The following is a 14,202-nucleotide window of genomic DNA, read 5'->3' as shown; positions in this document are numbered from 1 at the left end:
AACGATGCCTCCCATCGACGATCCCTTCGGCACCCCGGCCGGCGGCGGCAACGGAAGCCCGCCCGACGACCGCACCATGATCATGCCGCGTCCCGGCGGCCGCGCCCCGGAACCGGCCGGCGGCCCCCGCGGCGGCGATCCCTACACGCCGCCGCCGATGGCCAGCCTGGCGCCGCTGAGCGGCCGCGGCGACGGCCTCAACCCGCTGGAGCAGGCCGCCGGCCCACTGCTGGCGATGCTCACCCGCCTGCGCAACACCATCGCCCATCCGGCGCCGGCCAGCCTGCGCGCGCAACTGCTCGGCTACCTGCGCCAGTTCGAGGAGAAGGCACGCCAGGCCGGCGTGGCGCCGGACGAAGTGATGCTGGCGCGCTACGTGCTCTGCACCGCCCTCGACGAAGCGGTGCTCAGCACGCCGTGGGGCAGCACCAGCGACTGGGGCAAGCAGAGCCTGCTGATCACCCTGCACAACGAGGCCTGGGGCGGCGAGAAGGTCTTCCAGTTGCTCGAACACTGCCTGCAGAACCCGCACCAGCGCCTGCACCTGCTGGAGCTGCTGTACCTGTGCACCAGCCTCGGCTTCGAAGGCCGCTACCGGGTCATGCACGACGGCCGCAGCCAACTGGAGGCGCTGCGCGAGCGCACCGCGGCGGTGATCCGCAGCACCCGCGGCGAGTACGAGCACGAACTGTCGCCGCACTGGCGCGGCCTCAGCGTGATGCGCGACCGCCTTTCGCAATACCTGCCGCCGTGGGTCGGTATCGCCATCGGCCTGGCCTTGCTGCTGGCCTTGCTGTTCGGCCTGCGGATGAAGCTGGCCGCCGACGCCGAGCCGGTGTTCAAGCGCATCCACGCCATCGGCGAGATCCCGGTGCAGGCCATCGACCGCCCGGCGGTGCAGCCGCGGGTGATCGAGCGGCCACGCCTGGCGCGCTTCCTCGCCGACGACATCAAGGCCCAGCGGGTGGCGGTGGAGGACGCCGTCGACCGCTCGGTGGTGACCATCCGCGGCGACGAGCTGTTCGCCAGCGCCAGCGCCAGCGTGCGCGACGAGTTCCAGCCGCTGCTGCTGCGCATCGCCGACGCCCTGCGCAAGGTCAAGGGCCAGGTGCTGGTCACCGGCCATAGCGACAACCGGCCGATCGCCACGCTGCGCTACCCGTCCAACTGGAAGCTGTCCCAGGCCCGCGCCCAGGAGGTCGCCGACCTGCTCGGCGCGACCACCGGCGACGCCGGCCGCTTCACCGCCGAAGGGCGCAGCGACACCGAGCCGGTGGCGACCAATGCCAGCGCCGAAGGCCGCGCACGCAACCGCCGGGTGGAAATCACCGTATTCGCGGAGGGCGCGCAATGAAAGGCTTCCTCAACTTCTTCGCGCGCTGGGTGGTGCCGGTGCTCGGCCTGCTCGCCCTGAGCCTGATCATCTGGTTCCTCGGCCCGCTGCTGCGCCTGGGCAACTACGAACCGTTGGCCTCGGCGACCAGCCGCTGGGTGCTGATCGTCCTGCTGTTCCTGGTCTGGGCCGGCTTCCGCGTGCTGCGCATCGTGCAGGCCCGGCGCAACGCGGCGAAGGTCATGCAGAGTCTCGCCGAGGTCAGCGCGCCGGACGCCGCCAGCGTCGCCACCGCCGAAGAGCTGGCGACCCTCAAGCAACGCATGGACGAGGCCCTGGCCCTGCTCAAGCGGGCCAAGCTGGGCGGCAGCGAGCGGCGCAACCTGTACGAGTTGCCCTGGTACGTGATCATCGGCCCGCCCGGTTCGGGCAAGACCACCGCGCTGATGAATTCCGGCCTGGACTTCCCGCTCGCCGCACAGATGGGCGCCGGGGCGATCCGCGGGGTCGGCGGCACGCGCAACTGCGACTGGTGGTTCACCGACGAAGCGGTGCTGCTGGACACCGCCGGCCGCTATACCACCCAGGACAGCCACGCCCAGGTGGACAAGGCCGCCTGGCTGGGCTTCCTCGACCTGCTCAAGACCCAGCGCAAGCGCCGCCCCATCGATGGCGCGTTCATCGCCATCAGCCTTTCCGACCTGCTGCTGGGCAGCGACGCCGAGCGCGCCGCCCATGCCCAGGCGATCCGCGCACGCATCCAGGAGCTGTACCAGCAGCTCGGGGTGCGCTTCCCGATCTACGTGATGCTGACCAAGTTCGACCTGGTGCCGGGCTTCATGGAGTTCTTCGACAGCCTGAACCGCGAGGAACGCGCGCAGGTCTGGGGGATGACCTTCGCCCTCGACGACGGCAAGAGCGCGGAAGGCCCGCTGGCGGTGTTCGACAGCGAATTCGCCCTGCTCGAACAGCGTCTCACCGCGCGCCTGGTGGAACGCCTGCAGCAGGAGCGCGACCCGGCGCGGCGCGACCTGGTCTACGGCTTCCCGCAGCAATTCGCCGCCCTGCGCGAATGCCTCGGCGAGTTCCTCAACGGCGTGTTCAAGCCCAACCCCTACGAGGAACGCCCGCTGTTGCGCGGCCTGTATTTCACCAGCGGAACCCAGGAAGGCAGTCCGATCGACCGCCTGATCGGCAGCATGGCGCAGTCGATGAACCTCGACCGCCAGCACCTGGCGCGGCAGACCGGAACCGGGCGCAGCTACTTCATCGAGCGGCTGTTCCGCGAAGTGGCATTCGGCGAACGCGGCCTGGTCGGCACCAACCCGAAGGTCGAGCGCCGCCGCAAGTGGCTGACCATCGGCGCGCTGAGCGCCACCGCGCTGGTGGTGCTGGCGGTGACGGCGGTATGGATCGCCAGCTACCGCGCCAACCAGAGCTACATCGCCGCGGTCGACCAGCGCGTCGACCCGCTGGCGCGCGGCATCGAGTCGCTGAGCCCGGCCCAGCGCGACGTCCTGGCCGTACTGCCACAGCTCAACGCGGTGCAGAATCTCGCCGGCGACGCGCCGAGCTGGGCCGAAGGCTACGGGCTGTACCAGGGCGACATGCTCGGCGAGGAGTCCGCCAGCGTCTACCGCAAGCTGCTGATCGCGGTGTTCGCCCCGCGCCTGGTGACCCGCATCGAGGAACAGTTGCGCTCCGGCGGCAGCAGCGATTTCCTCTACGAGGGCCTGAAGGCCTACCTGATGCTCGGCAGCCCGGACCATTACGACGCCGACTTCATCAAGGCCTGGATCAGCCTCGACTGGGAACGCAACCTGCCGCGCGACCTCTCGCCGGAACAGCGCCAGGCGCTGCACGCGCACCTCGACGCGTTGCTCGAACGGCGGCCGCCGTCGGCGCGCCTGGACCAGGACCAGGTCGAGGACCTGCGCCGCCAGTTGCAGCAACTGCCGGTGGCGCAGCGGGTCTACGACCGGGTCAAGCGGCAGAGGCTGCCCAAGGACGTGCCCGACTTCCGCATCAGCGACGCCGCCGGCCGCGACGCGCCGCTGGTGTTCGCGCGCAAGAGCGGCAAGCCGCTCACCGACCCGCTCAGCGGCTTCTTCACCTATCGCGGCTATCGCGAGGTGTTCCTCACCGCCAGCCTCAGCCAGGCCGGCACCATCGCCGAGGAACAGTGGGTGCTCGGGCGCGACCTGAACGATGCCGGCGATGCCGCCAACCTGGCCCTCGACGTGCGTCGCCTGTACTTCCAGGACTACCTGCGGCAGTGGGACGACCTGCTCGCCGACCTCACCGTGGTGCCGATCACCAATGTCACCCAGGCCGCCGACGTGCTGCGCATTCTCTCCGGGCCGACCTCGCCGTTCCGCAAGCTGCTCGAGGCGGTGGCCCGCGAGACCGACCTGCAGAAGGGCGACCGGCTGGTCGCCGCGCAAGTGAAGAAGGCCGCCGACGGCACCGTGGACAAGCTCAAGCAGCGCCTCGGCTCGCTGGTCGGCCAGGAGGAAGAGGGCACCCGCGAACAGCCGCGGCAGGTCGACAGCGACCCGATCAGCGCCCACTTCGCCGAACTCAACAGCCTGGTCAGCAAGGGCGAGGGCGGCAACGAGCCGGCGCCGATCGACAGCCTGCTGGAGGACATGAACGCGCTCTACGTACAGGTCAGCGCCATGGCCGGAGCCAGCGGCGACTCGCTGCTCGGCGACGCCAAGAACCAGGTGGCCGCCGCCGCCTCGCGCGTGGCCCTCAGCGCCGAGCGCCAGCCGCCGGTGGTCCAGGGCCTGGTGAAGAACGTGGTCAACTCCACCACCAGCAGCATGATGGGCAGCGTGCGCAACCAGCTCAACGCGGCCTGGATAAGCGATGTGGTCAGCGTCTACCGGCAGTCCCTGGCCGGGCGCTACCCGATCGCCGCCGGCAGCTCGCGCGACGCCACCCTGGAAGACTTCGGCCACTTCTTCGGTGCCGGTGGGGTGATGGACAGCTACTTCCGCCAGTACCTGCAACCCTACGTCGACACCTCCGCCAGCACCTGGCGCTGGCAGCCCGGCGCGGCGCAGAAGCTCGGCATCAACCCCGGCGTGCTGCACACTTTCCAGCGCGCAGCGGCGATCCGCGACGCCTTCTTCCGCTCCGGCGGCATGCAACCGACGGTGCGCTTCGAGCTCAAGCCGGTGACCATGGACGCGGCGATCAGCCAGTTCATCCTCGACCTCGACGGCCAGCAGCTGACCTACGACCACGGCCCCAGCCGCCCGGTGGCGATGCAGTGGCCGAGCGCCAACGGCCTCGGCGTGGTCCGCCTGACGGTGACGCCGCCGCCCAGCAGCGGCCGTTCCGGCCTGACCCTGGAAGGCCCCTGGGCCTGGTTCCGCCTGCTCGACCAGTCGGACCTGGAACGCGGCAACTCGCCGGACCGCTTCACCCTGCGGCTGCGCATCGACGGCTCCAGCATCGCCTGCGAGCTGCGCGCCAGCAGCGCCTTCAACCCCTTCAAGAGCCGGGTCGTGTCCGGCTTCAGCCTCCCGGAGCGCCTTTGAACAGCGTCGGTTTCTACGGCAAGCTGGCCGGCCGCGGCGATTTCGTCAGCCGCGGCCTGCCGAACACCTTCGTCGAACCCTGGGACGCCTGGCTGGCCAGCGGCATGCGCGCCAGCCAGGACGAGCTCGGCGCGGCCTGGCTCGACGCCTACCTGACCAGCCCGCTGTGGCGCTTCGCCATCGCCCCCGGCCTGCTCGGCGGCGAAGCGGTGACCGGAGTGGTGATGCCGAGCATCGACCGGGTCGGTCGCTATTTCCCGCTGACCGTCGCCTGCCTGCTACCGGCGAACGCCGACCTCGGCGGGCTGGTCGGCGGCGACGACGGCTGGTTCGAACAGGTCGAGAGCCTGCTGCTCTCCACCCTGGAACCGGAGGCCGAGGTCGAGGCCTTCGAGCAGGCGGTGGCGCAGCTCCCGGCACCGCCCTGCGGACCGCGCATCGAACAATCGCTGATCAGCGGCAACCTGCTGCGCAGCGAAGCGGTGACCCCGGCGCAGCGCCTCGCCGCGCTGGCCCAGCACGCCTGCGACGGCGCCAGCCACTGGTGGGGACGCGGCTCGGCACGGATCTCCGCCGGCCTGATGCGCTACCAGGGCCTGCCGCCGGCGCCGGCGTTCGGACGATTCCTCACCGGAGAGGGCGAGGTGATCCCGCTCTTTCCCGGCATACCCGGTTAAGGACAACTGATGGTGCCCAACTCAGTCAGCTACTACAGGTCGGCCAGCTACAGCCACGTCGGCATGGTCCGCAAGGTCAACGAAGACGCCAGTCTCGACGCCCCCGAGGCGGGACTCTGGGTGGTCGCCGACGGCATGGGCGGCCACGCCGCCGGCGACTTCGTCAGCAGCCTGATCGTCGATACCCTGCGGCGCATCCCGGCGGCCTCCTCGCTACCGGCCTATGTCGGCGCGTTGCGCACCGGCCTCGCCCAGGTCAACGAGCGGGTTCGCCAGGAGGCCGGCCTGCGTGGCGTCAGCGTGATGGGCAGCACCCTGGTACTGCTCGCCGCGCGCGGCAACCAGGCGAGCTGCCTGTGGGCCGGCGACAGCCGCCTGTACCGCCTGCGCGGCGGCGTGCTGGAAGCCATCTCGCGGGACCACAGCTACGTCCAGGAGCTGCTCGACAACGCACTGATCAGCGAGGAAGAGGCGCGCCACCATCCGCGCGCCAACGTGGTCACCCGCGCGGTCGGCGTGCACGAGCAACTGGAACTGTCGGAAGCCGCGCTGCACGTGCTGCCCGGCGACAGCTTCCTGCTCTGCAGCGACGGCCTCAACAAGACCGCCGACGACAGCGAACTGCGCGACGTGCTCAGCCACAGCGATCCCTATGCGGTGGTCCGCAGCCTGGTCCACCTGGGCCTGACCCGCGGCGCCCCGGACAACATCACGGCCCTGGTGGTCAGGGCCTTCTGAGACGGACATGGACATAGAACTTCCGGGATTCGACATCGAACGCGAGCTGGGCGAAGGCGCCATGGCCACGGTCTACCTGGCCACCCAGCGCTCGCTGCAGCGCAAGGTGGCGCTGAAGGTGATGGCCGCGGCGCTGGCCGCCGACCCGAGCTTCGCCGAACGCTTCCTGCGCGAAGGTCGGACCCTGGCGCGGCTGTCGCACCCGAACACGGTGACCATCCACGACATCGGCAACGTCGGCAGTTGCTACTACATGGCCATGGAATACCTGCCCAACGGCACGCTCAAGGAGCGCATCCAGCAGGGCCTCGATCCCGAGCTGGGCCTGGTCTACGTACGGCAGGTGGCCGCCGCGCTCGGCTACGCGCACTCCCAGGGCCTGGTGCATCGAGACGTGAAGCCGGCCAATATCCTGTTCCGCGCCGACGGCACCGCGGTGCTCTCGGACTTCGGCATCGCCAAGTCGATCGAGGACAATACCCAGTTCACCCAGGTCGGCTTCGCCGTCGGCACCCCCAGCTACATGAGCCCGGAGCAGGCCCGCGGGCAGGAGATCGACGGCCGCGCCGACCTCTACGCGCTGGGCGTGGTGCTCTACGAGATCCTCACCGGCAAGCTGCCCTACAACGGCAAGGATTCGCTCTCCACCGCCCTGGCCCACCTCACCGAGCCGCTGCCGGAACTGCCGATCGAGCAGGGCCGCTACCAGGACATCCTGCGCCAGTTGCTGGCCAAGGACCCGGCCGAGCGCTTCCCAACCGCCGGCGCGCTGATCGCCGCCCTCGACCGCCTGGCGCCGAGCGCCCTGGAAGCCACCCAGATCCGTCCGCTGGCGACGCCGCAGGGCTCGCCGCGAGCGAGCAACCCGCCGCCGGCCGAACCCGCGCCCATGCCGCCCGCCGACCTCGGCGGCCTGCAACCGGTATCGATCCAGTTGCCGCCGGTCACGCCCAGCGCCGGCGGCGCCACGCCGCCCCCGCCTCCGCCATCGCAAGCGGCGAAACCGCCATCGCCCCCGCCGCCTCCGCTGCCACCGGCGAAGCCGCGTGCCGGCGGCAGCCGCACGCCGCTGATCGCCGCCGCCGCGGCCGCCGTGCTCCTGGCGATCGGCGGCGGCGCCTGGTGGCTGCTGGGCTCGGGCGACGCGCCGAGCGCTGCCGATCCAGCGCCGCTGGGACAGACGCCGGCGGACAAGCCGCAGCAGCAGACCCCGGTGGCCGATGCCGAACAGGACGGCGGCGAGCGTCCGCTGCTGATGCCAGGCAAGAAGACCCTGTTCCAGCGCGTCCTGACCAAACCCGGCGCGGCCATCTCCGCCGAGGCTGGCGGCCCGCCCCGGGCCGGCGCGGTGCCGGCCTTCTCGGTGCTCTACGTGTACGCCCGCAAGCAGGTCGGCGGCAGCCCCTGGCTGCGCGTCGGCGCCTCCAGCAACGGCGAGGGCGACGGCTGGCTGCCGGCCAGCGCGGTGAGCGACTGGAAGCAGAGCCTGGTGCTGAAGTTCACCGAACGCTCCGGCCGCGCGCCGGTGATGTTCCTCAACAGCGCCGAGCAGGTCGAGCGCCTGCTCGGCGATACCCGCGCAGCGCGCGATACCCTGACCCAGGCGGTGGATCACAAGGGCGATCCGCAGGTGGTCGCGGTCGAGCCCAACGACCGGGCGATCCCCCAGGACCAGTTCTACCTGCTGCCGATCTTCGACTCGAAGGAAAGCTTCGACGCCGACGGCCAGCCGGCGCAGTTGCTGGAGGTCGCCTCGATCGACCCCGGCGGCAGCGCCGCGGCACCCCAGGCGCCGGGCCAGGCCGGGCAGGGCGGCGCCAGCGGCGCGGCGAGCGACACCTTCCGCACCGGCATCGTCCTGGTGGTGGACACCTCGGTGTCGATGCAGCCCTACATCGACCGCGTGCGCGAGGTGATCGACGGCCTGCAGCGGCAGATCGGCGAGCGCGGCGACCTGGACAAGGTCAGCTTCGGCCTGGTCGGTTTCCGCAACAACACCGACAAGACCCCCGGCCTGGAATACGTCAGCAAGACCCTGGTGCCGCTGCAACCGGGCAACGACGCGCAGCGCTTCGCCGAGTTGAGCAGCCAGGTGCGCGCCACCGACGTCTCCAGCCACTCGTTCAACGAAGACGCCTTCGCCGGGATCATGCAGGCGGTCGACGAAATGGACTGGTCGCCCTACGCCGGGCGCGTGGTGCTGCTGGTCACCGACGCCGGCGCGCTGCGCAAGAACGACCCGCTCGGGCGCACCCAGATGAACGAGGCCGAGGTCCGCCAGGCGGCGCTGCGCAAGGGCGTGAAGATCTATGCCCTGCACCTGCGCACCCCGGCCGGGAAGAACAACCACGGCTACGCCGAGCAGCAGTACCGCAGCCTCACCGCCGACGCCAACCCGAAGATCGCCGACCTCTACATCCCGGTGGCCGGCGGCGAGGTGAACGCCTTCGGCAACACGGTGAAGGAGATCGGCACGGTGTTCGCCGACCTGGTCCACGACGCCGGCAACCGCAAGCCGCAGGCGCCGCGCTTCGACGCCGCGCCAAGCGTGGCGAGCAAGTCGGCGGCCATCGGCTACGCCATGCAGATGGAATTCCTCGGTCGCCGCGACCCGGTGCGCGCGCCGCAGGTCGTCACCGCCTGGACCGCCGACCGTGACCTGACCAACCCGGCGCTGCCGGCGTTCCAGGTCTGCGTGCTGCTGAGCAAGCTGCAACTCAACGAACTGCAACAGTCGCTGAAACTGATCGTCGACGCGGCCAAGCGCACCCAGACCTCGCCCAAGGACTTCTTCCAGGAAATCGCCAGCGCCAGCGCCTACATGAGCCGCGACCCGGCGCAACTGGTGAAGGGCAGCAACCTGGCGCAGAGCGGCGTGCTCGGCGAATACCTGGAAGGCCTGCCGTACCGCAGCAAGTCGCTGAACATGACCCAGGACCTCTGGCTGTCGCTGAGCGTCGCCGAACAGCAGGACTTCATCGACGAACTGGAGTCGAAGATCCGCCTCTACGAAACTTTCCACAACGACGTCGCCAACTGGGTCCGGTTCGGCGACGCCGACGCCGGCGACGCGCTGTACCGCGTGCCGCTGTCGACGCTGCCATGATCCTGCGCCTGCACGAGGTCGCCCGCAGCCACGGCGCCGGTCGCCAGCGCTACCGCCTGCGGGTGCCGGCGCTGGAATTGCGCGCGGGTCGCCAGCTGGCCATCGTCGGCCCCAGCGGCTGCGGCAAGAGCACCCTGCTCGACCTGCTGGCGCTGGCCCTGGCGCCGGACCCGGGCGGGCGCTTCGATTTCCTCGCCGGGGAACGCCCGCAGGACATCGCCGCGCTCTGGCGCGACGGCCGCCAGGACCGCTTGGCGGCGCTGCGCCGGCAGCACTGCGGCTACGTGCTGCAAAGCGGCGGGTTGCTCGAGTTCCTCGATGTGCGGCGCAACATCGGCCTGCCCTGCGCGTTGCTCGGCGCCCCGTCCGCCGAGCGCGTGCAGGCGCTGGCCGAGCGGCTGGAAATCGGCGACCAGCTGGACAAGAAACCGGCGGCGCTGTCGGTCGGCCAGCGCCAGCGGGTCGCCATCGCCCGCGCCCTGGCGCATGCGCCGCGCCTGTTGCTGGCCGACGAGCCGACCGCGGCGCTCGACCCGCTGAACGCCGAACGGGTGATGCGCCTGCTGGTGGAGCAGGCCCGCGAGCGCGGCGCCTGCACCGTGGTCGCCACCCACGACGAGCGCCTGGCTCGCGCCGCCGGCCTGGAAGTCCTGGCCATCCGCTGGCAACGCGAGGCCGACGACAGCGTCGGCGCCTGCCTCGAGGAAGTTGGCTGATGCGCGCCGGCCTGCTGCTCTCGCTGGCCTGGGCCGACTACCGCGGCGAGGCGCGCCTGTCGCTCTGCGCGATCTTCGCCCTGGCGGCGGTGATCACCCCGCTGCTGGTGCTGTTCGGCCTCAAGTACGGCCTGGTCAGCACCCTCACCGAGCGGCTGGAGCGCGCGCCTTCTGTGCGCGAGATCATTCCGGTCGGCGGCGCCCGCTACCGTGCCGAGGACATCGCCGCCCTGGCCGCACGCGCGGACGTCGCCTTCGCCGTGCCGCGCACCCGGCAGATCGCCGCCACCGCCGACCTCAGCGGCGGCGGCGAGACCGCCCTGAGCGTCGAGATGATTCCCAGCGCCGCCGGCGACCCGCTGCTGGCCGGCCTGCCGCAACCCGACCGGCCGACCCGCGTGGTGCTCAGCCACGGCGCCGCGGAAAAACTCGGCGCCCAGCCTGGCGAGCGCATCGTCGCGCGCATCGGCCGGCGCATGGATGGCCAGGCACAGAGCCAGCGCCTGGAGCTGGAAGTGCTCGCGGTGCTGCCGCAGGAGCGTTTCGCCCGCGACGCGCTGTTCGCCCCGCTGGCCCTGCTGGAAGCCGCCGAGGACTATCGCGACGGTCGCGCGGTGGCCGCCTACGGCTGGCCGGGGAAGGCCGGCGAGACCCCGCGCGCACGCATCTACCCGGGCTTCCGCCTGTACGCCCGAGACCTCGATGCGGTGGAAGGGCTGCGCCGGCACTTCGTCGCGAGTGGCGTGGAAGTCGCCACCCAGGCCGAGGCCATCGCCCAGGTGCGCAGCCTCAGCCGCAACCTCGGCCTGGTGTTCTGGATCGTCGCCGCGCTGGCCATCGGCGGTGCCTTCGCCGCCATCGCCGCCAGCAGCCTGGCCGCCGTCGAACGCAAGCGCCGCGCCCTGGCGGTGCTGCGTCTGCTGGGCTTCCCGACCGCCGCGCTGGTCGGCTTCGTCATGCTCCTGGCGCTGTTCAGCGCCGTCTTCGGCCTGTTCCTCGCCGGGCTGCTGTACGCCGCCACGGCCGGCGCGCTGAACCACCTGTTCGACAACCAGAGCGGCGAGTTCGTCTGCCGCCTGCTGCCCAGCCACTACCTGACGGCGCTGCTCGCCACGCTGCTGTGCAGCGTCCTGGCCGCCGCCAGCGGCGGCTGGCGCGCGGCGCGGATCGAAGCCGCAGAGGGATTACGCGATGTTTGAGAAAGCCATTCTTCCGCTCGCCCTTGGCGCCTGCCTGGCATTTGCCGCGCCGGCCTGGGCCGAAGGCGACTCGCCGGACAATCCCAAGCCGCTGGCCGACGACGTCGCCCTGCCGCTGCCGTGTGGCGGCGAGATGGTCTTCCGGCATGTCTACGTACTCGCCGAAGGCGCCCTCGACGATCGCGAGGTCAACCTCGGCTACGCCTTCAACGAAGGCGAGGCGGGCTACCAGCAGTCGTTCATCTCCGGCTACCGGCGCGACTACGTGAACGGCCAGTTCAGCCTCGCCGACCTGGCACCGGCCTGGCAGCAGAAGCTCTCCGCCAGCCTGCCGAAGCCTGCCGCCGGCACCCCGCTGAAGCCGATGCTGTACTTCATCGGCAAGTACGAGGTGACCGCCCGCCAGTACGCCGCGGTGATGAGCCAGGCGGCCGCGCTCTCCGGCCAGGGCGAGGCGCCGGCCTGCGACGTGCCGGACGGGATGGCCGCGCGGCTGCCCAAGGTCAACCTCTCGCGCTTCGACGCCGAACGCTTCGGCGCGGTGTACAGCGCCTGGCTGCTGAAGAACCACCCGGAACTGCTGCCGGTCAGCGGCCGCGGCAAGAATCCCGAGGACGGCGGCATCGGCTTCGTCCGCCTGCCCACCGAGGTCGAGTGGGAGTTCGCCGCGCGCGGCGGCCAGGCGGTAAGCCGCCAGGAACTGGAAGGCCGGCTGTTCCCGCGCAAGGTCGAGGGCAGCGACCAGGAAGGCCCGCTGGGCGACTGGGCGGTGTACAACCAGGTCGCCGGCGGCACCGGGCAGGCCGCGCGACTGTTGCCGGTAGGGATGAAGCGGCCGAACCCGCTGGGCCTGTTCGACGTGATCGGCAATGCCGCGGAGATGGTCCAGGAGTCCTTCCAACTGGTCCACGCCGGTCGCCGGCAGGGCACATATGGCGGTTTCGTGGTGAAGGGCGGGAACTATCTCGAAGGCGAGATGACTCTATTCACCGGGATGCGCCGCGAATACCCGCTGTTCGCCGCCGACGGCAGCGAACAGCGCAACGAGACCACCGGTTTCCGTGTCGCCATCGGCGCGCTGTCCGCGCCGCGCTCGCGCTATCCCGAGCTGTTCGCCCAGTGGCAGAAGGAAGGCCGACTAGCGGCATTGACCGATGCCATCGATGACGCTCAAGATCCCACCAAGCAATTGGACGGAATCATTGCCGCCACCCGCGACCCGCAGATGCAGGCGCAGTTGGCCCAGATAAACGAGGAACTCAAGCGTAACGTTTCGTTGATCGCCCGGCAGCGCGAAGAGGCCGCCGGAAACCTGATACAGTCGGCGGCACTGGTCGCCGAGACGATCAACAACTACAACATACGCCTGACCAACCTCAAGAAGGACAGGGAGAAAGCCGTGGCAGCCAGGGATCAGGCGACCGCCCAGCTCTATGCCGGCGCCATCGCCAACGGGCGCAGCGCCCTCGATGGCGCATTGGCCATCTACATCGACAACCTCGCCACCGGCACCCGTTACACCGACGCGGTGATCCAGGCGCAGTTCCAGCGCATCCAGGAAGAACTCAATCGCAACCCGGTTCTGGGCAAGAGCCTGGTCAAGCGCGCGACCCTGTTCGTCAAACACGTCGGAGATTATCGCCAGCAGCACCGGGCCGAGCCGGAGGCGGTATTGAAGGAATTGCTCGCGTCCAGCGGGCGTTGAAGGAGTTCCGTCCGGCCCCTCTCGGCAGCCGGGCGGTTCATCAAACCAGGAGTGAGATGCAATGAGCCAACCCAGCGAAAACCGTTTGATCACCTCGGCGCGCTACGCGCTCTGCCTGTTGACCGCCAGCGGCGTGCTGCTCAGCGGCTGCGCCAGCAGCGGCGTCGGCTCGGTCGCCCAGACCACCCGCGCGGAATACTACCCGTCCTGCTACGAGCCGGTGTCGCACCTGCGCAGCACCGATAACGCAGTGCGCAATTCGGCCATCACCGGCGCCATTACCGGCGGCCTCCTGGGCGGCCTGGCCGGCGGCCTGGCCAGCGACGAGAACCGCGGCCGCAATGCCGCCCTCGCTGCCGCAGGCGGCGCCCTGGCCGGCGGCGCGGCGGGCTACTACATGGAGAAGCAGAAGCAGATCAGCGATGACCGCGCGCGCATCGGCTCCTACGGTACCGACGTCGACCGCAGCACCGTCGAGATCAACCGTAGCGTGGCCTACGCCAAGTCGGCGCAAAGCTGCTACCAGAGCCAGTTCAAGGCTCTGCTCGACGGTCGCAAGAACAAGTCGATCAACGAAGCCGAAGGGCGCAAGCGCCTGGCCGAGATCGTCAGCGGCCTGCAGGAGACCAACGCCTTGCTGGTCGCCGCCAACGGCCGTGCCGGCGAGAACATCAGCAACTACACCCAGGCCTACGAGAAAGACCTGCAGCAGGTCGGCGTACCGCGCGCCGAGGTGACCAAGGTCGCCGAGGCCGAGAACCGCGCCAGCACTACGAAAGGCGGCAGCAAGCCCAAGACCGGCAGCAATCCCAAGGTGCCGAAGGAAGCGGTCGCCACCGAGCAGACCATCCGCAAGGCCCAGGACGCGCAAAGCGAAGGCAACAAGGTGGCCTCCCAGGGCCAGGGCATGATCCGGGAAGTCTGCAACAGCCCGGACATGGGCGACTGGGCGCCGCCGAGCTGCGCCAAGGCCTGATCGGCCTCGTTACCGGCACGAACGCGACGGCGACCTTCGGGTCGCCGTTTCGTTGAGGGGGCTGGCGCGCTGACCCGACCGGCCTGAAGGTCGAGCGTTCGCCGGGACGGCTGCTTCCGACGTTTCCGGCTTCCCGGCGGCAGCGGTTCTTCCCGCAGGGCGGATATCGCCACCGGCACGCTCCGCCGCTACTCCGCCCTATAC

The 14,202-nt window shown here is 70.4% G+C and carries 9 protein-coding genes; all 9 read left to right on the top strand.

Features of this window, described 5'->3' with window-relative positions; genetic code table 11:
- The first annotated feature begins 4 nt into the window (after nucleotides 1-4).
- The 9 genes from ACI766_RS00415 to tagQ all read left to right on the top strand — a co-directional run bounded on the left by ACI766_RS00415 (nucleotide 5) and on the right by tagQ (nucleotide 13,998).
- Entirely contained in the window at nucleotides 5-1,354 is a 1,350-nt protein-coding gene (locus ACI766_RS00415; RefSeq protein ID WP_003115051.1) for a DotU family type VI secretion system protein, read from the top strand.
- Entirely contained in the window at nucleotides 1,351-4,881 is a 3,531-nt protein-coding gene (tssM, locus tag ACI766_RS00410) for a type VI secretion system membrane subunit TssM (RefSeq protein WP_087823753.1), read from the top strand. Before ACI766_RS00415 ends, tssM begins: the two co-directional genes overlap by 4 nt.
- Entirely contained in the window at nucleotides 4,878-5,558 is a 681-nt protein-coding gene (gene tagF / locus ACI766_RS00405) for a type VI secretion system-associated protein TagF (RefSeq protein ID WP_003106966.1), read from the top strand. The genes tssM and tagF overlap by 4 nt, the downstream gene beginning before the upstream one ends.
- Nucleotides 5,559-5,567: 9 nt before the next feature.
- Nucleotides 5,568-6,296: a serine/threonine phosphatase PppA gene (gene pppA, locus ACI766_RS00400; protein WP_003106965.1), complete on the top strand. Its 729-nt coding sequence runs from the start codon at nucleotides 5,568-5,570 to the stop codon at nucleotides 6,294-6,296.
- A 7-nt stretch (nucleotides 6,297-6,303) separates the two neighbouring features.
- The gene (gene ppkA / locus ACI766_RS00395; protein WP_016252829.1) at nucleotides 6,304-9,402 is read left to right on the top strand and encodes a serine/threonine protein kinase PpkA; all 3,099 of its coding nucleotides are present in this window, start codon (nucleotides 6,304-6,306) and stop codon (nucleotides 9,400-9,402) included.
- Nucleotides 9,399-10,118 (top strand): type IV secretion associated ABC transporter ATP-binding protein TagT, encoded by a 720-nt coding sequence (gene tagT, locus ACI766_RS00390; protein WP_023121834.1) that lies wholly within the window; start codon nucleotides 9,399-9,401, stop codon nucleotides 10,116-10,118. The genes ppkA and tagT overlap by 4 nt, the downstream gene beginning before the upstream one ends.
- Nucleotides 10,118-11,317 (top strand): type IV secretion associated ABC transporter permease TagS, encoded by a 1,200-nt coding sequence (gene tagS / locus ACI766_RS00385; protein ID WP_003083634.1) that lies wholly within the window; start codon nucleotides 10,118-10,120, stop codon nucleotides 11,315-11,317. The genes tagT and tagS overlap by 1 nt, the downstream gene beginning before the upstream one ends.
- The gene (gene tagR / locus ACI766_RS00380; protein WP_003106615.1) at nucleotides 11,310-13,022 is read left to right on the top strand and encodes a type VI secretion system-associated regulator TagR; all 1,713 of its coding nucleotides are present in this window, start codon (nucleotides 11,310-11,312) and stop codon (nucleotides 13,020-13,022) included. The genes tagS and tagR overlap by 8 nt, the downstream gene beginning before the upstream one ends.
- Before the next feature lie 61 nt (nucleotides 13,023-13,083).
- On the top strand, nucleotides 13,084-13,998 hold the full coding sequence (gene tagQ, locus ACI766_RS00375) for a type VI secretion system-associated lipoprotein TagQ (protein ID WP_003106614.1): 915 nt from the start codon (nucleotides 13,084-13,086) through the stop codon (nucleotides 13,996-13,998).
- The last annotated feature ends 204 nt before the right edge of the window (nucleotides 13,999-14,202 follow it).

The sequence above is a fragment of the Pseudomonas sp. DL genome, assembly GCF_047199225.1.
In the GTDB taxonomy this organism is placed as follows: domain Bacteria; phylum Pseudomonadota; class Gammaproteobacteria; order Pseudomonadales; family Pseudomonadaceae; genus Pseudomonas; species Pseudomonas aeruginosa.
The sequence above is the reverse complement of the archived record's forward strand: the minus strand, read 5'-3'. Positions and strand labels throughout refer to the sequence as shown.